The 18,862-nt window shown below is 68.2% G+C and carries 16 protein-coding genes; 8 read left to right on the top strand and 8 right to left on the bottom strand.

Features of this window, described 5'->3' with window-relative positions; all coding sequences use genetic code 11:
- Window positions 1-23: 23 nt before the first annotated feature.
- Window positions 24-980 carry a DMT family transporter gene (locus tag AC07WJ_RS29020; protein ID WP_494938181.1) on the bottom strand — a complete coding sequence of 319 codons (957 nt, stop codon included), beginning with the start codon at window positions 978-980 and terminating at the stop codon, window positions 24-26.
- Window positions 981-1,243: 263 nt separating this feature from the next.
- Here AC07WJ_RS29020 and AC07WJ_RS29025 point away from each other — a divergent pair, with 263 nt between their 5' ends.
- Window positions 1,244-1,648: a DoxX family protein gene (locus tag AC07WJ_RS29025; RefSeq protein WP_494938182.1), complete on the top strand. Its 405-nt coding sequence runs from the start codon at window positions 1,244-1,246 to the stop codon at window positions 1,646-1,648.
- A gap of 41 nt (window positions 1,649-1,689) precedes the next feature.
- Here the strand turns inward: AC07WJ_RS29025 and AC07WJ_RS29030 are convergent, their stop codons facing one another.
- Together AC07WJ_RS29030 and AC07WJ_RS29035 are read right to left on the bottom strand one after the other, a co-directional pair.
- Complete coding sequence (locus AC07WJ_RS29030; protein ID WP_494938183.1) at window positions 1,690-2,526, bottom strand: EamA family transporter; 837 nt, start codon at window positions 2,524-2,526, stop codon at window positions 1,690-1,692.
- A 419-nt stretch (window positions 2,527-2,945) separates the two neighbouring features.
- Window positions 2,946-5,264, bottom strand: coding sequence for a xanthine dehydrogenase family protein molybdopterin-binding subunit (locus AC07WJ_RS29035; RefSeq protein ID WP_494938184.1), 2,319 nt, complete (start codon window positions 5,262-5,264; stop codon window positions 2,946-2,948).
- Between the two features lie 182 nt (window positions 5,265-5,446).
- Between AC07WJ_RS29035 and AC07WJ_RS29040 the strand changes: the two genes are divergently transcribed.
- Window positions 5,447-6,457: a S1C family serine protease gene (locus AC07WJ_RS29040; RefSeq protein WP_494938185.1), complete on the top strand. Its 1,011-nt coding sequence runs from the start codon at window positions 5,447-5,449 to the stop codon at window positions 6,455-6,457.
- A gap of 196 nt (window positions 6,458-6,653) precedes the next feature.
- Here the strand turns inward: AC07WJ_RS29040 and murJ are convergent, their stop codons facing one another.
- Both murJ and AC07WJ_RS29050 read right to left on the bottom strand, forming a co-directional pair.
- Window positions 6,654-8,207 carry a murein biosynthesis integral membrane protein MurJ gene (gene murJ / locus AC07WJ_RS29045; protein ID WP_494938186.1) on the bottom strand — a complete coding sequence of 518 codons (1,554 nt, stop codon included), beginning with the start codon at window positions 8,205-8,207 and terminating at the stop codon, window positions 6,654-6,656.
- A 173-nt stretch (window positions 8,208-8,380) separates the two neighbouring features.
- Window positions 8,381-9,103: a transaldolase gene (locus AC07WJ_RS29050; RefSeq protein ID WP_494938187.1), complete on the bottom strand. Its 723-nt coding sequence runs from the start codon at window positions 9,101-9,103 to the stop codon at window positions 8,381-8,383.
- Between the two features lie 257 nt (window positions 9,104-9,360).
- Here AC07WJ_RS29050 and AC07WJ_RS29055 point away from each other — a divergent pair, with 257 nt between their 5' ends.
- The 3 genes from AC07WJ_RS29055 to galE all read left to right on the top strand — a co-directional run bounded on the left by AC07WJ_RS29055 (window position 9,361) and on the right by galE (window position 13,136).
- Window positions 9,361-10,344 (top strand): Gfo/Idh/MocA family oxidoreductase, encoded by a 984-nt coding sequence (locus AC07WJ_RS29055; protein ID WP_494938188.1) that lies wholly within the window; start codon window positions 9,361-9,363, stop codon window positions 10,342-10,344.
- A gap of 365 nt (window positions 10,345-10,709) precedes the next feature.
- A complete protein-coding gene (locus AC07WJ_RS29060; protein WP_494938189.1) occupies window positions 10,710-12,089 on the top strand; it encodes a UDP-glucose dehydrogenase family protein in 1,380 nt (459 codons plus the stop codon).
- A gap of 60 nt (window positions 12,090-12,149) precedes the next feature.
- Window positions 12,150-13,136, top strand: a complete 987-nt coding sequence (galE, locus tag AC07WJ_RS29065; protein WP_494938190.1) for a UDP-glucose 4-epimerase GalE — start codon at window positions 12,150-12,152, stop codon at window positions 13,134-13,136.
- Between the two features lie 302 nt (window positions 13,137-13,438).
- Here galE and AC07WJ_RS29070 read toward each other — a convergent pair whose 3' ends face one another.
- The gene (locus AC07WJ_RS29070) at window positions 13,439-13,717 is read right to left on the bottom strand and encodes a GIY-YIG nuclease family protein (RefSeq protein ID WP_494938191.1); all 279 of its coding nucleotides are present in this window, start codon (window positions 13,715-13,717) and stop codon (window positions 13,439-13,441) included.
- Between the two features lie 483 nt (window positions 13,718-14,200).
- Here AC07WJ_RS29070 and AC07WJ_RS29075 point away from each other — a divergent pair, with 483 nt between their 5' ends.
- Together AC07WJ_RS29075 and AC07WJ_RS29080 are read left to right on the top strand one after the other, a co-directional pair.
- On the top strand, window positions 14,201-14,653 hold the full coding sequence (locus AC07WJ_RS29075; RefSeq protein WP_494938192.1) for a (2Fe-2S)-binding protein: 453 nt from the start codon (window positions 14,201-14,203) through the stop codon (window positions 14,651-14,653).
- Window positions 14,654-14,666: 13 nt separating this feature from the next.
- On the top strand, window positions 14,667-16,817 hold the full coding sequence (locus AC07WJ_RS29080; protein ID WP_494938193.1) for a xanthine dehydrogenase family protein molybdopterin-binding subunit: 2,151 nt from the start codon (window positions 14,667-14,669) through the stop codon (window positions 16,815-16,817).
- Window positions 16,818-17,116: 299 nt separating this feature from the next.
- Here AC07WJ_RS29080 and AC07WJ_RS29085 read toward each other — a convergent pair whose 3' ends face one another.
- Entirely contained in the window at window positions 17,117-17,422 is a 306-nt protein-coding gene (locus AC07WJ_RS29085) for a hypothetical protein (protein ID WP_494938194.1), read from the bottom strand.
- A gap of 179 nt (window positions 17,423-17,601) precedes the next feature.
- Between AC07WJ_RS29085 and AC07WJ_RS29090 the strand changes: the two genes are divergently transcribed.
- Entirely contained in the window at window positions 17,602-17,940 is a 339-nt protein-coding gene (locus AC07WJ_RS29090; RefSeq protein ID WP_494938195.1) for a hypothetical protein, read from the top strand.
- A 29-nt stretch (window positions 17,941-17,969) separates the two neighbouring features.
- On the opposite strand, the gene flgF is transcribed toward AC07WJ_RS29090, so the two are convergent.
- Window positions 17,970-18,704 carry a flagellar basal-body rod protein FlgF gene (flgF, locus tag AC07WJ_RS29095; RefSeq protein ID WP_494938196.1) on the bottom strand — a complete coding sequence of 245 codons (735 nt, stop codon included), beginning with the start codon at window positions 18,702-18,704 and terminating at the stop codon, window positions 17,970-17,972.
- Between the last annotated feature and the right edge of the window lie 158 nt (window positions 18,705-18,862).

Here is an 18,862-nt window from a genome sequence, read left to right on the forward strand (position 1 = left end):
GCACTGTTCCCCTCTGGTGCCACCTACCCCTGCGGGGTCGAGACCTTGCGCTGGCGGGCGCGCTCGAGACCAAGGCGCTGCTCGCGCCAGATGACGAAAATGCCCGAGGCGACGACGATGCCGCCGCCGGTCAAGACATAGACGCTCGGCACGTCGCGGAACACGAAATAGCCGATGACGATGGCCCAGATCATCGAGAAATATTCGAAGGGCGCGATCAGCGAGGTGTCGGCGTGGCGATAGCTGATGGTCAGCAGGATCTGGCCCATGCCGCCGAACACGCCCACCGCCACCAGGATGACCGCCTGCCAGGCGCCGGGCACGATCCAGCGGCCGATCGGCAGCACGTAGCCCGCCGGCCAGGTGAACAGCGCCAGGATGGCGCAGAGCATCATGAAGGTGAAAACGATGGCCGCGGTCGATTCGGTATTGACCAGCTTGCGCACCTGAATGGTGGCGAATGCCGCGCAGACGGCGCCGCCGAGCGCGAACATGGCGCCCACCGTCTGGCCGTCGGACATGGCGCGCAGCGCCTCGACGTCGAGATGCGGCCAGAGAATGACCACCACGCCGACGAAGCCGATGGCGACCGCGCTCCAGCGATAGATGCGCACGCGCTCGCCCAGGATGATGGCGGCGAGCGGCACCACCATCAGCGGCGCGGCATAGCTGATGGCGGTGGAATCGGCGAGCGGCAGCAAGGTCAGGCCGACGAAGCCGGAAAACATGCCGGTGGCGCCGATGACGCCGCGCTTGATATGCGAGGAGACGCTGGTGACGCGAAAGGCGTCCATGATCTCGTGGCGCCAGGCCAGCATGATGAACAGCGGCACCAGCGCGAAAAACGACCGGAAGAACACCACCTGGCCGACGGGCACCTCCTTGCCCGCGACGCGCACCAGCGTCGACATGCAGGTGAAGGCCATGGTCGAGAGGACTTTGAGCAGGATTCCCGTGACGGCGCGGGACAGGACAGGCATGGCGGGGGGGCGGCCGATCGGTGAGCAGACCCCCTTCAACCATGTTCGCGCGACCATGAGGAGCGTTTTCTCCGCAGCATTGCCCTGCGGCCCCTTGTTTTCTCATGTTTCCGCTTGACGCAGGGGCGGATGGCGCCGTGCCGGTGGATGATCCGGCCGCTCGGGGGCGCGTCGCGTTGCTTTCGTCTTCGGCCCGGATAAGCTCAACCGATCGTTAACAGCGATCGATCCCGCGCAACCAGACCCAGGACACGAGAAGAACCATGGACCGCCTGACCTCCACCCTCAATTCCTGGGCGCCCACCGTGCTCAGCCTGCTCCGGATCATCGCCGGCCTCTTGTTCCTGCAGCACGGCCTGGTCAAGCTCATCGGCTTCCCCATGGCCTCGCCCAATGCACCGGCGCTGTTCTCGTTGATCTGGTTCGCCGGGGCCATCGAGATCGTGGGCGGCATTCTCCTGGTGCTCGGCCTGCTCACCCGCCCGGTCGCCTTCATCGTCGCCGGCGAAATGGCCTTCGCCTATTTCATGGGTCATCACCCGCGCTCGTTCTATCCGATCCAGAACAACGGCAACCTGGCGATCCTCTATTGCTTCGTCTTCTTCTACCTGACCTTCGCCGGCCCCGGCCCGCTGAGCATCGACGCGGTGCGCGCGCGCAACCCGTGACCTGAACGCCGCCGGCCCGCGCCTTGCCGTGCGGGCCGGCCTCAGCCCAGGCGCAGCAGCGGCACGGCCGCGGCTGCCAGCAGCACCGCCACCATGCGCGTGCGGGTGAACGGCTCCTTCAGCCACAGGACCGCGATCAGGATCGCGAAAATGGCGCTGGTGTCGCGCAAGGCCGAAGCCGGCGCGATCGGCGCATGGCTCCAGACCCAGAGAATGAGCAGATAGGAGACCATGGCGGCGAGCGCGGTCGGCACGCCGACCGACCATTGCCCGCCGAGCTGCGTCCAGGGCGAGCCCGAGCGGCGGCGGCGCCAGCACATGGCCGCGGCATTGGTCAGCGCGACGGTGAAGCCATAGGCCCAGGGCGATCCCGCCGCGCGCACCCCTTGCGCGTCGCAAAGGATATAGGCCGCCGTGCCGAGGCCCGCGGCAAGGGTCCAGGCGAGCGCCTGGCCCGTCACCGCCCGGTCGCGCGCGGCGTCATAGGCAAGCGCCGCCAGCGACAGGGTCATGACGGCGATGCCGGCAAGCGCCGCCGGGCCCAGCCGGTCGCCGGCAAAGCCCGCGGCCAGCGGCACCACCACCAGCACGGCCAGGGCGCGAACGATCGGATAGACGATGCCGAAGCCGCCAAGCTCATAGGCGCGCAGCAGCGCCGATACGGTGAGAATGTTCATGACCGTGGAGGTGGCGATCCAGATCCAGGCGCCGTTGGCCGGCAGGCCGGACCAGAACAGCCCCGGCACGGTGAAAGCCGCGCTCAGCACCATTTGCGCGGTCATCGCCCGGGCCGGATCGCGGCTCGCCTTCACCGCGGCATTCCAGCCCGCGTGCAGCATCGCGCTCAGCAGGGCGGCGGCAACCTGGGTCATATCCATCGCCGCCACCTGTCTCGGATTCATTCCACTATACGAGACAATTTCTCCCGCATCATGGAATGAACGTCAAGGCCGTCAAGGGCATGGCAGGGCGCGCGCCATGGCGGGCGCAGCGCAGCACGACGCGGAAGACGGTCCACCGCCCCACCTCTCCCCGGCGGGGAGAGGTCGCCGCGCCAGCGGCGGGAGAGGGGGAACAGGTCTCTCCGAACAGACCCTGAGGCTCTCGCATGGCGTCTTCTCGTCGAACGCCCCTCCCCTCTCCCGCCCCTCGCTACGCTCGGGTCGACCTCTCCCCGCCGGGGAGAGGTGAGGGTGGTGGTTCTCGTGCGACCAGGCATCCAGACCGGCCGGCCCGAAAAAAAGCCGCGAACCCTTCGGCCCGCGGCTCTCGCTTCACCGAATTCCTGCCCCTGCCCTCAGGCGACCTTCTTCGCCGCCACCGCCTCCTGGATCGTCGCCCAGACCAGTTGCGGGGTTGCCGGCATGTCGATTTCCTTGATGCCATAGGCCCGCCAGAGCGCGTCGACCACCGCATTCATCACCGCCGGGCAGGCGCCGATCGTGCCGGCCTCGCCCGCGCCTTTCACCCCGAGGAGGTTGGTCACGCAGGGCACGTTGCGTGTCTCGAAGTGGAAGTTCGGGATGTGGTCGGCGCGCGGCATGGCATAGTCCATGAACGAGGCGGTGAGCAGCTGGCCGCTCTCCTTGTCGTAGACCGTGCGCTCCAGCAGCGCCTGGCCGATGCCCTGCACGATGCCGCCATGGACCTGGCCGGCCAGCATGGTCGGGTTGATGGTCACGCCGAAATCGTCGATCACCGTATAGGCCACGATCTCGGTCACGCCGGTGTCCGGATCGATCTCGACCTCGGCGACATGGGTGCCGTTCGGAAAGGTCGGCTCCGGCGGCGTCCAGGTGCCGTGGGTCTTCAGCTTGTCGCTGGCGGCGGGCAAGTTGGCTATTCTGTCGTAGCTGAGCACCTTGTCGGTGCCGACCACGCGCACCTCGCCGCCCGCGATCTCGAGGTCGCCGATGCCGACCTCCATTTCGGCGGCCGCCAGCTCCTTGATGACGTCGACCAGCTTGCGCGCGCCGAGATCGACGGCGGCGCCGCCGACCGGCAGCGAGCGCGAGCCGCCGGTGCCGGTGCCGGTCGGGATCAGCGCCGTGTCGCCCTGGATCACGGTGATCCGGTCGATCGGAATGTCCAGGTGCTGCGAGGCGACCTGGGCATAGGCGGTCTTGTGGCCCTGACCGTTCGACTGGGTGCCGATCAGGAGCGTCACGCCGCCGTCCTTCTCCAGCGTCAGCCAGGCATTTTCCGGGTTGCCGCCGCCACAGGCCTCGATATAGGTGGCCATGCCGATGCCGCGCACCTTGCCGGCCTTTTTCGCGGCCTTCACCCGGTCCTTGATCGTGTCCCAGCCGGCCACTTCCATGGCGCGGGACATGTGGCCGTCGAACTCACCGGAATCATAGGTGCGGCCGACCGGCGTCTTCCAGGGGAACTGGTCAGGCCGAATGAAATTGCGCCGGCGCGCCTCGGCCGGCGTCAGGCCGGTTTCCAGCGCGATGCGGTCCATCAGCCGCTCGATCAGATAGGCGGCCTCGGGCCGGCCGGCGCCGCGATAGGCGTCGACAGGCACGGTATTGGTATAGGCATAGGTCAGGTGCACATGCATGGCCGGAATGGCATAGACGCCGGCCAGCATCAGCGCCCCGACATAGGGGATGAAGGTCGAATATTGCGAGAGATAGGCGCCCATGTCGGCCACCGTCTCCACCTTCACGCCCAGGATCCGGCCGCGCTTGTCGAGCGCGGCGGTGGCGGTCGAGACATTGTCGCGGCCCTGCGAGCAGGCCATGAAATGCTCGGCGCGGTCCTGCACCCAGGCGATCGGCTTCTTCAGCTTCTGCGCCGCCAGCATGCACAGCGGATATTCGCGGAACATGAAGGTCTTGGTGCCGAAGCCGCCGCCGACATCCGGCGTGATGACCCGGATCCGCTCCTTCGGAATGTTGAAGATCTTGTCGGCCAGGATGTTGCGGACGCCGTGCGCGCCCTGGCTGCCCATGGTCAGGGTCCAGCTCTTCGCCTTCGTGTCGTATTCGACCAGGCAGCCGCGCGTCTCCATGTAATTGGTGACCAGGCGGTTGTTGACGACGGTCAGGCTGACGGTGCGCGCCGCCTTGGCGAAGGCCTTCTCCGTCGCCGCCTCGTCGCCCAGCACCACTTCGGCTGCGAGATTGCCCGGAATATCCGGCCAGACCTGCGGCGCGCCCGGCTTCAGCGCCTCGACCGCGTCGATCGCCGGCGCCCGCGGGCTATAGTCGACCACGATCGCCTCGGCCGCGTCCTTCGCCCGCTCGAGCGTATCGGCGACCACGAAGGCGATGCCGTCGCCGCCATGGCGCACGGTCTTCGAGCAGAGCACCTCCCAGGGCGGCGTGACGATCGGCTTGCCGCTCTTGGTCGGCACCACCGACATGCACGGCAGCAGGCCGATGCCTTCAAGGTCTTCCGCGGTGAACACCGCCTTCACGCCCTTCATGGCGCGGGCGGCCGAGGTGTCGGTGATGACGAAGTCGGCGAAGGCATAAGGCGCACGCACGACATACCCGACCAGCGCCCCCTCGGGCACGAGGTCGGCGACATAACGCCCCTCGCCCTTCAAGAGCGGCGCATCCTCGAGGCGGGTCAGCGCCTGACCCATTCCGAATTTCGTCGGCGTCATGAATAAGCTCCGGGAGGTAGGCCGCCAGGATGGAACGGCGGTGCAGCATCGCGCAAGGCCCGCCTGACGCAACGGCGCAATGCGCGCGCCGGCCACGTCGCCGGGGCCGTCGCCCCGCCGCCCCTCTCGCAACGGCGCCCGGGCCTCCCTATTTGATGGGCAACCCATCCAGGAGAGCCCCGATGCTCGCTGTTTCCCCCCGTTTCGTCCTCGACGACGACGCGCCGAGCGTTTCGTCACCGCCTTCCGCCGCCATTGATGACGGCGCCCTGCTCGATGCCTATTCCAATGCCGTGATCAAGGTGGTCGACCAGGTCGGCCCGGCTGTGGTCAAGCTGACCGTCACCGGCCGCGACCTGCGGCGCCCCGGCACCGGCTCGGGCGTCATCATTTCGCCCGACGGCCTCCTGCTCACCAACAGCCACGTGGCGGGCGGTGCCCGCGCCATCAAGGTGGCGACGCAGGACGGCCGCGAATTGTCGGCCCGCCTCGTCGGCGACGATCCCGACACCGACCTCGCCTTGGTGCGGGTCGACGATCCCGCCTTGCTGCCGGCGGCAAGGCTCGGCGATTCCAAGGCCTTGAAGCGCGGCCAGCTGGTGGTCGCCATCGGCAACCCCCTGGGCTTTGAATCGACCGTCACCGCCGGCGTCATCTCGGCGCTCGGCCGCTCCTTGCGCGCCCAGACCGGCCGGCTGATCGACGACGTGGTCCAGACCGACGCGGCGCTCAACCCGGGCAATTCCGGCGGGCCGCTGGTGTCGTCGGCGGGCGAGGTGGTCGGCATCAACACCGCCGTCATCATGGGCGCCCAGGGCATCTGTTTCGCGGTCGCCTCCAACACCGCCCAGGTCGTGCTCGGCGAATTGATCCGCCACGGCCATGTCCGGCGCGCCTATCTCGGCATCGGCGCCCAGCAGGTGCAGATCCCGCGCCGGGTGGTGCTGGCGCTCAATCTCGGCGCCGAGAGCGGCGCGCGCATCGCCTCCGTCGACAGCGACGGCCCGGCGGCGGGCGCGGGCCTGCGCGAAGGCGACGTCATGCTGCTCATCGACGGCACGCCGGTGACCGGCGCCGACGACGTCATCCGGCTGATGGTCTCGGCGCGCATCGGCCGGCCGGTCGAGGTGACCTATCTGCGCGGCGGCCAGATCGCCTATGCCAGCGTCACGCCGACGGAGCGGAAGCGGTAGGGGGATTGGGGCGGCCGAAATTGGCCCGAGAACCTCTACGTCACCCCCGGCCGGGCGTAGCGAGAAGGGGGTCCAGGAGTTGCAGAGTTGGTCCTCCGACGCTGCGAAATCCGTTCGACCGAAACGCTGATGGCGCAGCCCGTCGGCTCCTGGACCCCCTTCCCTCGCTTCGCTCGCCGGGGGTGACGTCGTGCCCTTACCCTTCCGTCGTCCCCACGCCACGCCGCAGCCGCTTCAGCTCGGGGATGAACTCGCGGCCGAACAGGGCGATCAGCGCGCCGCCATAAGCCACCGCGCCGAGCGCCATCAGCACGACCAGCGCGATGCGGTCGGCGCCGGCGCCACTGCCGATCAGCGCCTTCAGGCCCTGGCCGCCGAGCACCAGCGTCGCGCACAGCACGACGAAGGCGATGAGCAGGCGCGGCAGCACGCGCCTCGCCCGTGCGTCCAGCGCCATCAGGCCCTGGCGCCGGGCGAACCAGCCGAGCAGCATCAGGTTCATCCAGGCGCCCGCGCCGGTGGCGAGCGCCAGGCCGACATGGCCGAGCGGCCGCATCAGCACCAGCTTCAGGCCGATATTGAGCAGCACCGCGATGACCATGGCGATGACCGGCGTGCGCGTGTCGCCGCGCGAATGGAAGGTCACGGTGAAGGTGCGGATCAGCACGAAGGCGGCAAGCCCGAAGGCATAGGCCGACAAGGCGCGGGCCGATTGCAGCGCATCCGCCGCGGTGAACTTGCCGTGGACGAACAGCGCGCCCATCAGGGTGTCCGGCAGGATCATGAAGGCCGCCACCGCCGGCAAGGTGAACACCAGGGTCAGCTCGATGGCGCGCATCTGGGCGTGGCGCGCGCCGGCCTCGTCGCCGGCGGCGATCCGCCGGCTCATTTCCGACAGGAGCACGGTGCCGACCGCCACCGCGATGACGCCGACCGGCAATTGGTTCATCCGGTCGGCGAAATAGAGCCAGGTGATGGCGCCGTCGACCAGGAAGCTGGCGATGATGGTGTCGGCGAAAACAGCGATCTGGCTGCCGGCCGAACCGGCCGCCGCCGGCAGGAAGGTCGACCAGAACTGCTTCACCTCGGGAGTGACCTTGGGCAGCCGGAATTCCAGCATGACATTGGCGCGCAGCGCATCGGCCGCCACCAGCACGAATTGCAGCACGCCCGAGACCAGCACGCCCCAGGCGACCGCATGGCCGGCGGTCGGGAAATAGCCCGAGAGCAGCAGCGCCACGATCATCGCGAGATTGAGCAGGATGGCGGTGGCGGCAGGTGCTGCGAACCGGCCGACCGAATTCAGCACGCCGCCGACCAGCACCACCAGCGAGATGAAGGCAAGATAGGGGAAGGTGATGCGGGTCAGCTCGACGGCGAGGCCATAGCGCGCATCGTCGCCGACGAAGCCGGGCGCCAGCAGCGACACCACCGCCGGCATGAAGATGAGCGCGCCGCCCAGCAACAGCATCTGCACGATCATCAGATAGGCGAAGATCCGGTCGGCGAAGACCAGCGCCGCGTCATGGCCACGCTTGGCCGCCACCTTGGCGAAGGCCGGCACGAAGGCGGCGTTGAACGCGCCTTCGGCGAAGATCGTGCGGAAATGGTTGGGGATCCGGAACGCCACGTTGAAGGCGTCCGACACGGTGCCGGCGCCCAGCACGCTCGCCAGCATCACATCGCGCACGAAGCCGATGATGCGGCTGACCAGCGTCAGCGCCGAGACCGAGAAGATGCTCTTGATCAACGAGGGGCCCGGCTGGTTGGAGAGTGATCGTTTCGGATCGAAGCATATGGCATCGAGGTTGGCCGTCCTTCGAGGCTCGCTTCGCTCGCACCTCCCGCGTAGCGAGCCTCGAAGGACGGCCTCCCCTGATGCAACGGCCGCCCAAGATGGACGGCCGACCTTTCTGCAGGCGACTAAACCTTCAGCGTCAGGCCCGCCGCCAGCGCGTCGGTGCGGAAACCCTTGACCGTGTCCAGCGAGATGGCTTCCGCCGCCCGCCCGAGGCCTTCCAGCTTCTTCAGGATATCCGCCGGCGCGGTAATAATGTGGCAGCCGATGCGGTCGGCCTCGATGACGTTCCAGACCTCGCGGGTGGAGGCCCAGATCACCTCGATCGTATCGGTGCCGCGCGCCAGGCCCACGGCATATTTCATGACCGGCATATAGTCGTGGCCGGCGTCACCCAGCCTGCCGGCGAAGACCGAGATGATCGACGGCGCGCCGCCGCGCAGCGCATCGACCGAAGCCTTCACCTGGCCTTCGGTATAAAGCGCGGTGAAATTGATCTTCACGCCCTCGCGCGACAGCTTGTGGATGAGGTCGTAGAGCGGCTCGCCGGCGGTATTGGTCACCGGCAGCTTGACATAGACATTCTTGCCCCAGGTCGCGATGACGCGCGCCTGCGCTTCCATTTCCTTCAGGTCGTCGGAAAACACCTCGAAGGAAATGTGATGGTCCGGCACCGCCGCGACCAGATCCTTGGCATAGGCGGCGTAGTCGACCACGCCGGCCTTTTTTAGGAGCGACGGATTGGTGGTGAAGCCCTGGATCCACGGCTTCTGCACCATTTCCAGGATCGAGGCCTTCTCGGCCCCGTCGGTGTACAATTTGATCTTGAGATCCGCCAGAACAGGCATGACCGCCTCCCTCGATACCGTTGGCGACGTGTTTAAGGAACGGGCGCGCGCCTGTCCAACGCCGAAATCGGCGAGCCGCCGCCGTCGCCCGGTCGTCCCCGCACAGGTCGCTCGCCACCGGCCGTTTTGTATCCGGGGGGACGCAATCGGTAAGCAAGCGTGATGGCGGGCCATTTGCGCGGGCGGCGCGGGAAACTGTATAGGGAGGGCGCCCGCGGCCTTTGCCCGGCGCAGCGCGTTTTAAGGAAAAGACCAGCATGACCAGGATCCAGGACGGCGGGGCACCCCTGCGCGTAGGCGTTATCGGCTGCGGCGTGATGGGCAAGAACCACGCCCGGGTCTTCTCGGAACTCGCCGGCGTCAGCCTGATCGGCGTCGCCGATCCCGATGCCGAACAGGTCGAATTCGTCACCAGCCGGCTCGGCTGCGGCGGTTTCGCGACGCTGGAGGCGCTGCTCGATGCCGGCATCGACGCCCTGACCATTGCCGCCCCCACCCAGTTGCACACGCCGATCGCGCTCGAGGCGATCGCCCGCGGCGTCCATGTGCTGGTCGAAAAGCCGATCGCCCAGTCGGTCGAGGAAGGCACCCGCATCATCGCCGCCGCGGCCAAGGCCGGCGTCACCTTGATGGTCGGCCATGTCGAGCGCTTCAATCCGGCGGTCCAGTCGATCAAGCAGGCGGTCGCCGACGAGGAGATCCTGTCGATCCAGATCACCCGCGTCGGGCCGTTCCCGCCGCGCATGTCCGATATCGGCGTGGTCATCGACCTCGCGGTTCACGACATCGACCTGATCCGCTGGTTCACCGGCTCGGAAATCGCCGAGATCCAGCCGCAGACCAATTCGATCCATGCGGCGCGCGAGGACATCGCGCTCTTGCAGTTCCGCACCGAGTCGGGCGTGCTCGCCCATATCAACACCAACTGGCTCACCCCCTTCAAGGCGCGCACGGTGCATGTCGCCACCCGCAACAAATACATCACCGGCGACCTGATCACCCGCCAGGTCACCGAGTGCTTCGACTACAAGCCCGACGGCAGCTATTCCATGCGCCACCTCTCGGTCGCCTATGCCGAGCCGCTGCGCGCCGAGCTGGTCGCCTTTGTCGATGCGGTGAAGAGCCAGTCCGCCCCCGTCGTCGGCGGCGCCGACGGCCTCGCCAGCCTCGACATCGCCATGCGCTGCCTCGGCGAGCGTAGCGCGGCCAAGCCGAAGCGGGTGGTGGGCGCAAGGGGCTGAAAGCCCTACACGGCGCACAGCTGTCCTTCGAGGCTCGCGCTGCCATCGCCCACAGACTCATACGTCATCCCCGGCCGAGGCGAAGCCGAGGGGAAGGGGATCCAGGGGTTGCAGGGCCCCTCCCCCGACACCGCGAAATCACCTGACAGCATGCGCTGATCGCGCGGCCTGTCGACTCCTGGACCCCCTTCCCCTCGGCTTCGCCTCGGCCGGGGGTGACGTCGGTGGTTCCCGTGCTTCGCCTTGGCCGGAGCTGCTCCCCCTGTCGTCCCCCTGTCATGGCTTGCTGGCACTGACCTTTGACCAGCCTTCGGGCCGATTCACTGCCCGTCCCGAAGCCGCCGCCAGCGCCGGGGGTCGACGTCATGAACATCACCATCGTGGGAGCGGGTTATGTCGGTCTCGTTACCGGCGCCTGCCTTGCCGGGTCAGGCCATCGGGTGACGGTGGTCGACCGCGACCATGGCCGGATCCAGGCCCTGAAGCGCGGCGTCATGCCCATCTACGAAACCGGTCTCGAGGCTCTGGTCGCCGGGACGGTCGCGGCCGGGCGCCTGACCTTCACCACCGGCCTCGCCCCGGCCGTCGCCACATCCGAAGCCGTGTTCATTTGCGTCGGCACGCCGCCGCGCCCCGATGACGGCCATGCCGATCTGTCCAGCGTCTATGCGGTCGCCGCCGAGATCGCCGGCGCGCTCGACCAATTCACCCTTGTCGTCACCAAGTCGACCGTGCCGGTCGGCACCGGCGACGAGGTCGAGGCGATCATCCGCGACATCCGTCCCGATGCGCGCTTCGCCGTCGTCTCCAATCCGGAATTCCTGCGCGAGGGCGTCGCCATCGCCGACTTCATGCGTCCCGACCGCATCGTCATCGGCGGCGAGGACGACGCGGCGCTCCGCCTGATGGCCGAACTCTACGCGCCCTTGACGGCGGCCGGCGCGCCGTTGGTCAGCGTCAACCGGCGCACCGCCGAACTGATCAAATATGCCGCCAATTGCTTCCTGGCGCTGAAGATCACCTATATCAACGAGATCGCCAATCTCTGCGAGGAGGTCGGCGCCGATGTCGAGCACGTCTCGCGCGGCATCGGCCTCGACAGCCGCATCGGCGCCAAGTTCCTGAAAGCCGGCCCGGGTTTCGGCGGCTCGTGTTTCCCGAAGGACATGCTGGCCCTGATGAAGACCGCCCAGGACCACGGCATGCCCTTGCGCTCGGTCGAAACGGCGGTGGCCGTCAACGATGCGCGCAAGGGCGAGATGGTGCGCAAGATCATTCGCGCGGCCGGCGGCTCGGTCGCCGGCAAGACCATCGCCGTGCTCGGCCTCACCTTCAAGCCCGACACCGACGACATGCGCTCGGCGGCGTCCCTGATCATCCTGCCCCGGCTGATCAAGGCGGGCGCACGCATCCGCGCCTATGACCCGGCCGGCATGGCGCAAGCCGCGCCGCTGCTGCCCGGCGTTCAGATGGCGGAGAGCGCGCTCGCCGCCGCGCGCGAAGCGGATCTCGCCGTGCTGATCACCGAATGGGCGGAGTTCCGGACACTCGACCTCGGCCAGTTGCGCGAGAGCCTGAAGACGCCGCTGCTGGTCGACCTGCGCAACCTGTTCGATCCGGCCGCCGCCGAACGGGCGGGCCTGCGTTATGTCTCGGTCGGCCGCGGCGTGAGCCCCGAGGCCATGCCTTTGACCGGGCACCAGCCATTCGCTGCAATGCAACAAGGTCTCCTAGCGGTTTCTTGACCTCTCCCGGCTATCGGGTGAGGGTCGCCAGGTTGGGCTGGGTGGTTAACGGAGTTATGCATGACAGTGCTCGTCACCGGCGGCGCCGGCTATATCGGCAGCCACATGGTCCTCGAACTGCTTGATGCCGGCGAGCCGGTCATCGTCCTCGACAATCTCTCCACCGGTTTCGCCTGGGCGGTCGACAAGCGCGCGACGCTCGTGGTCGGCGACATGGGCGACCAGGATTTTGTCGAGCGGGTCATCCGCCAGCACGGCGCCGACGCCATCATCCATTTCGCCGCGCGCATCGTCGTGCCGGATTCGGTCTCCGATCCCTTGGGCTATTACCTCGCCAATACGGTCAAGACCCGCGCGGTCATGGCCGCGGCTGTCGCCACCGGCGTGAAGAACTTCATCTTTTCCTCGACGGCGGCGGTCTATGGCACGCCCGAGGTCATGCCGGTGAACGAGGACGCGGCGACCCGGCCGGAAAGCCCCTATGGCACCTCCAAGCTGGTCACCGAATGGATGCTGCGCGACGCCGCCGCCGCCCATGACCTGACCTATGTCGTACTGCGCTATTTCAACGTCGCCGGCGCCGACCCCAAGGGGCGCACCGGCCAGTCGACGCCGAACGCCACCCACCTGATCAAGGTGGCGGTGCAGACGGCCCTCGGCCTGCGCCAGAAGATGGACGTCTTCGGCACCGATTACCCCACCCCCGACGGCACCTGCGTGCGCGACTATATCCACGTTACCGATCTCGTCCGCGCCCATTCCGCCGCGCTCGCCTACTTGCGCGCCGGCGGCGCCAGCATGGTGGCCAATTGCGGTTACGGCCGGGGCTATTCGGTGCAGGAGGTGATCGACACGGTGCGCAAGGTGACCCGCGTCGAATTCCGCACCGACTACGCCCCCCGCCGCCCGGGCGACGCCGCCGCCGTGGTCGCCGATCCCTCGCGCGTCAAGGCCAAGCTCGCCTGGGTGCCCGCGCATGAAGACCTCGGCGAGATCGTCGAGCACGCCTATGCCTGGGAACGGCGGCTCGCCAACGGGCCGGGATAAGGGGCACCATCGAGGCCGATCGTCCGGCGAGGTTTGGTGCGTGAACCAGATACGTCACCCCCGGGCGAGCCAGAGCAGAAGCCCTTGCTTCTGCGGAGGCGAGGGAAGGGGGTCCAGGAGTTGCAGGGCTCCTCCCCGACGCCGCGAAATTCCCAAACCGCATGGGCTGAGGGCGCCGTGAAGTGGCCCTGGCCCCCCTTCCCTCGCCTCCGCAGAAGCGAGGGCTTCTGCTCTGGCTCGCCGGGGGTGACGTCGTGGTTCTCGCGCGCGCCGTCGAGGCCCACGCAAAGGTCGGACGGCCCTCAATCCGGCCGCCCGTTCAAGCTCTCGTCGAGATCGTCCCAGCGCGGATTGTCGCGTTCGATCGCCTTCAGTTTCCAGGCGCGGTTCCAGCCCTTGATCTGCTTCTCCCGACCGATGGCTTCGACGATGCTGTCGTGCGGCTCCATCCAGACCAGCTTCAGAACGCCATATTTGCGCGTGAAAGCGGCACCTGCGCCGGTCCGGTGCTGATAGGCGCGCCGCGCGATATCGTTGGTGACGCCGACATAAAGGGTACCGTTACGGTCTCTCGCCATCATGTACACGTAATACAGGGTGGGGCCTCCTCCGGCCTTGCGCTACCTAGGGCCCACCATCCCTTCGTGGGGGCTTGGAAATCAAGCCGGTTTGCTGCCTCGTTCGCACAGGCATGGGCCGAAACCGCGGCAAGCGACACACCCGAACCACCCGACGTCACCCCCGGCGAGCCGGAGCAGAAGCCCTTGCTTCTGCGGAGGCGAGGGAAGGGGGCCCAGGGGCCGCCGGGCCGCGATCTGAGCGCATGGCATCGAGGTGATTTCGCTGCGTCAAACAATTTGCCCTGCACCTCTGGACCCCCTTCCCTCGCTTCGCTCGCCGGGGGTGACGTAGGGTCCCTTTGAGGCGCGCGGCCAAAGCTCGCCCCGCCCACCGCCCCCGCCCCTACAACTCTTCGCGAGCACGGCCCCGCGCCGGCTGCCATCACCTGGCCGCCAGCCTATGTTGGAGCGCTTCCAATCTCCCTGAAGCTCCGCGAGGCAGCCATGGCTTTTACCCTCACCATCAATGGAACCGCCCATAACGTCGATGTCGACGGCGACACGCCTTTGCTCTGGGTGCTGCGCGACGTCATCGGGCTGACCGGCACCAAGTTCGGCTGCGGGGCGGCGCTCTGCGGCGCCTGCACCGTGCATGTCGACGGCGTCGCGACGCGCTCCTGCATCACGCCGGTGGAGAGCCTGGGCACAGCCAAGGTCACCACCATCGAGGCCCTGAGCGAGACGCCCAAGGGCAAGGCGCTGCAACAGGCCTGGCTCGATCTCGAAGTGGTGCAATGCGGCTACTGCCAGTCCGGCCAGCTGATGTCGGCGGCCGCCCTGCTGGCCGAGACGCCGAAACCGACCGATGCCGATATCGATGCCGCCATGACCGGCAATGTCTGTCGCTGCGGCACCTATCAGCGCATTCGCGCCGCCATTCACCACGCCGCCGCCTGAGGGGGAGAAGGTCATGACCACGCTCGCTCCCCGCCTCGACCGCCGCGACATCCTGAAATCCGGCGCCGGCCTGATCGTCGCGCTCGCTATGCCCGCCGGCCTCACCGCGGCCCATGCGCAAGGCGGCCCCGGTTTCGCCCCCAATGCCTTCATCCGCATCGACAACCAGGGCACGGTGACCCTGGTCATGCCCATGGTCGAAATGGGCCAGGGCACCTATACCGCGCTCGCCATGCTGCTGGCCGAGGAGTTGGAGGTCGATCTCGGCGAGGTCGAACTCGAACATGCCCCGCCCGACGACAAGCTTTACGGCAATCCGCTGCTCGGCGCCCAGATGACCGGCGGCTCCACCTCGGTACGCGGCTTCTGGACACCGCTGCGCCAAGCCGGCGCCAATGCCCGCACGCTTCTGGTGATGGCCGCGGCCAGGCAATGGGGCGTCGAGCCCGCGACCTGCCGGGCCCGCCACGGCGTGGTCTCGGACGGCGCGGGCACCCGCCATCTGGGTTACGGCGAACTGGCGGAAGCCGCAGCGGCCCTGGCCTTGCCGGCCAATGCCCCGCTGAAGGACCCGAAAACCTTCAGCTTGATCGGCACGCCGGCCAAGCGCCTGGACGCCGCCGAAAAGGTCACCGGCGACGCGCTCTACGGCATCGACGTGAAGGTGCCCGGCATGGCGATCGCGGCCATCGCCGTTTCGCCGGTCTTCGGCGGCAAGCCGAAGACGGTGGACCAGGCCGCCGCCCGCGCCGTGAAGGGCGTGCGCCAGGTGGTCGTCATCGACGAGGCCGTGGCGGTCGTCGCCGACCATATGGGCGCCGCCAAGAAAGGCCTCGCCGCCGCCAATATCCAGTGGGACGACGGCCCCCACGCCAAGGTCTCCAGCGCCGATATCGTGCGCCAGCTCGACGAGGCCTCGCGCCAGCCGGGCGTGGTGGCGCGCAACGAGGGCGACGCGGCCAAGACCTTGGGCAGCGCCGCCAAGCGGCTCGAAGCGGTCTACCAGCTGCCCTTCCTGGCCCATGCCACGATGGAGCCGATGAACTGCACCGTGCATGTCCGGCCCGACGGCTGCGACATCTGGGTGGGCACGCAGGTGCCGACCTTCACGGTGGCGGCGGCGGCCGCGGTCACCGGCCTGCCCAAGGACAAGATCAAGGTGCACAATCACCTGCTCGGCGGCGGTTTCGGCCGCAGGCTGGATGTCGACGGCACCATTCTGGCGGTGAAGGTGGCCAAGCAGGTGCAGGGCCCGGTGAAAGTGGTCTGGAGCCGCGAGGAGGACATCCAGCACGACATGTACCGGCCCTATTATTACGACCGGCTCGCCGCGGGGCTGGATGCCGCGGGCAAGCCGGTGGCCTGGACCCACCGCGTCGCCGGCTCGTCGATCATGGCGCGCTATATCCCCGCCGCCTTCGTCAATGGGCTCGACCCCGACGCGGTGGAGGGCGCGGCCGAGCCGCCCTATGCCTTCCCCAACATTCATGTCGACTATGTCCGGGTGGAGCCGCCGGGCATTCCCACCTCCTGGTGGCGCGGCGTCGGCCCCACCCACAATGTCTTCGTGGTGGAAAGCTTCATCGACGAGCTGGCGGCAGCCGCCGGCCAGGACCCGTTGGCCTATCGCCGGGCGCTGCTCGGCCACAATCCGCGGGCGCTCGCCGTGCTCGACCTGGCGGCGGAAAAGGCCGGCTGGGGCGGCCCGCTGCCGGCCCGGCGCGGCCGCGGCATTTCCGTGCAATTCGCCTTCGGCAGCTATGTCGCGCTGGCGGCGGAAGTGGAGGTCGCGTCCGACGGCCAGGTGCGCGTCCACCGCCTCACCTGCGCGGTCGATGCCGGCCTGGTGGTCAATCCCGACACGGTGGAGGCGCAGGTGCAGGGCGGCGCCATTTTCGGCCTCACCGCCGCGCTGCACGGCGCCATCACGCTGAAGGACGGCCGGGTCGAGCAGGGCAATTTCGACAGCTACCTGCCCATGCGCATCGACGAAGTACCGGTGGTCGAGACCCATCTGGTGAGGAGCGCCGAAGCCCCCGGCGGCATCGGCGAAGTGGCGACCGCGGCCGTCAGCCCGGCGGTGACCAACGCCATCTTCGCCGCCACCGGCAAGCGCATCCGCACCTTGCCGATCGACCCGGCGCAGCTGAAGTCCGGGGCGTGAGCCGAGGAACGAACGGCCGCGGGCACGGAGCCGGCGGAACACGCGCTCTCTTCGCGCGAAAGGGCGCGCACGCGAACCAGCACCTTCACCTCTCCCCAGCGGGGAGAGGTCGGCCGAAGGCCGGGAGAGGGGGCTGGGCGCTCGCCGAAAAGATCACCACGCGGCGCGCGCAGCGCTTTGTTCTGAATCTGCAATTCCCCCTCTCCCGGCGCTGGCGCGCCGACCTCCCCCCGCCGGGGGGAGGTGGGCCCATCGCCGCCCGGGCTGGATCCCTTGTCCGCCTGACGCGCTACCGGCAGTCAATCCGCCGCGAAGGTGTTGATGCGTCTCTGATCGTCGCGCACATCCGCCGCCAGCTGGTCCAACAGCACGCGCAGCCCCATGATATCGGCCTCGGTCATCGTGCAGACCCGCGAGCCCGCCTCGTCGTCGCACCAGAGCCCGAAGCTGTAGTGCCCGCGATATTCAGTTGCCGTCATGCGCAGCCGTAGCGCTTGCCCCTCCAATGCCAGACTCTTCGCGATGAACATCCTGTGCCGGGGACGTTGCGCGTGCATGTCGGCGACCACCCGCAAGGCAATCTTCAGACGCGCCCACAGACCCATGCCGTCATCCCCTGTCCGCCATCAGCGGCGGCCCCCATCAGCGATCCGAAGTTCGCCATTTCCAGACCAACTGTCCAGTACGCGCCGCAACCCCGCCTTGCATCGCGTCCCCACGCCCCGTTTTCGCCCGTTTCCCCCGGCACATCCCGGCCCTGCCCGCCATGCCCTGGGAATGACCGATGCTGAAGCCCCTCGCCGCCGCGCTTGCCCTGCTGACGCTGTCGCTCGCGCCGGCCACCGCCGCAGAGCGCCGCGGCCGCGTCGGCTCCGAGGTCTATGGCTGCCCCTCGCCGGAACCAGTGGCGCAAATGCTCGCCTGGCGCGCATCGAAGGAGCCGGTCGGGCCCGAGGGCCTCGACAATGGCGAGCGCGAGGAGGCCCACCAGCGGATCTACCGCGACTGCCGGCTGGTCGAGGAAGGCGCCCGCGTCAGCTATAGCCCGGCCGGGCCGAACCGCCCGGTCAAAGTCACCCAGGGCCGCCGCACCTTCTGGGTGGCGCCCAACGAGATTCGCTGACCAAAAAAATCTGCCGCCTGCGCCCCGCTTTATTCCGTGCCGGCGAGACGCCCGAGCTCGTTATCCGCATCCTCTTTCAGCACCACCGCGGCGGTGAGCTTATAGGCATTGCTCACCTCCATCAGGCGGCTCATTTCCATGACCGCGCTGACATTGGCCTTTTCCAGATTGCCCGGCACCAGCCGGACCGCGCCCACCGCGACCTCCTCCGGCGGCCGGGCCGCGCGGAACAGGTTGCCGCCCTCGGGCGACAGGCCGCGCGGATCGGCGAAACGCACCACACGCAGCCGGCCGACCACCTTGCCCGAAGCGATGATCGACCCATCCGCGCTGATCGACGGCGCCTGGTCCTGCGGCGACAGGGTCAGCGGCCCGCTCGCCGTCAGCACCGGATCGCCCGCATTGGTGACGAGCCGCCCGGCCTGATCGACCTGGAACGCGCCGTTGCGGGTATAGCGCTCGCCGGCCCGCGTCTGCACCACGAAAAAGCCGTCGCCGGCGACCGCCGCGTTCAGGGGATGGCCGGTCGCACTCACCGGCCCGCTGGAAAAATCGGTGAAGCTCCTGATATCGACCAGCGAGCTGCGCCGGGCCGGCCAGTCCTCGTCCGGCCGCTCCCGTTCCGCCGACAGATATTCGCGGAAATTGAGCCGCTCGGCCTTGAAGCCCACCGTGCCCTGGTTGGCGACATTGTTGGCGATACTGTCCACCGCCTGCTGCAGCGCCATCAGGCGTGACAGTCCGATAATCGACTTGTCGCTCATGGCAGGCGCTTGCTCTCGACCCGGTGAAACCGTCGCGCCGCTTCGGCATGCCGCCGCGACGCGAGACCTGATCTGGAGCCTTTCGCGGGAACCCGACCACCTGGCCGGACCATAACCACTGGCGCCCCGGCCACCAGTAAGCAGTGACACTAAGGGCG

The organism is Phreatobacter sp. GW821-FHT04C01, assembly GCF_059420385.1.

Bases quoted from the DNA above. Each gene is read 5' to 3' on its own strand.
- AC07WJ_RS29020 (WP_494938181.1), bottom strand. From the start codon at position 980: ATGCCTGTCCTGTCCCGCGCCGTCACGGGAATCCTGCTCAAAGTCCTC.
- AC07WJ_RS29025 (WP_494938182.1), top strand. From the start codon at position 1,244: ATGGACCGCCTGACCTCCACCCTCAATTCCTGGGCGCCCACCGTGCTC.
- AC07WJ_RS29030 (WP_494938183.1), bottom strand. From the start codon at position 2,526: ATGGATATGACCCAGGTTGCCGCCGCCCTGCTGAGCGCGATGCTGCAC.
- AC07WJ_RS29035 (WP_494938184.1), bottom strand. From the start codon at position 5,264: ATGACGCCGACGAAATTCGGAATGGGTCAGGCGCTGACCCGCCTCGAG.
- AC07WJ_RS29040 (WP_494938185.1), top strand. From the start codon at position 5,447: ATGCTCGCTGTTTCCCCCCGTTTCGTCCTCGACGACGACGCGCCGAGC.
- AC07WJ_RS29050 (WP_494938187.1), bottom strand. From the start codon at position 9,103: ATGCCTGTTCTGGCGGATCTCAAGATCAAATTGTACACCGACGGGGCC.
- AC07WJ_RS29055 (WP_494938188.1), top strand. From the start codon at position 9,361: ATGACCAGGATCCAGGACGGCGGGGCACCCCTGCGCGTAGGCGTTATC.
- AC07WJ_RS29060 (WP_494938189.1), top strand. From the start codon at position 10,710: ATGAACATCACCATCGTGGGAGCGGGTTATGTCGGTCTCGTTACCGGC.
- galE (WP_494938190.1), top strand. From the start codon at position 12,150: ATGACAGTGCTCGTCACCGGCGGCGCCGGCTATATCGGCAGCCACATG.
- AC07WJ_RS29070 (WP_494938191.1), bottom strand. From the start codon at position 13,717: ATGATGGCGAGAGACCGTAACGGTACCCTTTATGTCGGCGTCACCAAC.
- AC07WJ_RS29075 (WP_494938192.1), top strand. From the start codon at position 14,201: ATGGCTTTTACCCTCACCATCAATGGAACCGCCCATAACGTCGATGTC.
- AC07WJ_RS29080 (WP_494938193.1), top strand. From the start codon at position 14,667: ATGACCACGCTCGCTCCCCGCCTCGACCGCCGCGACATCCTGAAATCC.
- AC07WJ_RS29085 (WP_494938194.1), bottom strand. From the start codon at position 17,422: ATGGGTCTGTGGGCGCGTCTGAAGATTGCCTTGCGGGTGGTCGCCGAC.
- AC07WJ_RS29090 (WP_494938195.1), top strand. From the start codon at position 17,602: ATGCTGAAGCCCCTCGCCGCCGCGCTTGCCCTGCTGACGCTGTCGCTC.
- flgF (WP_494938196.1), bottom strand. From the start codon at position 18,704: ATGAGCGACAAGTCGATTATCGGACTGTCACGCCTGATGGCGCTGCAG.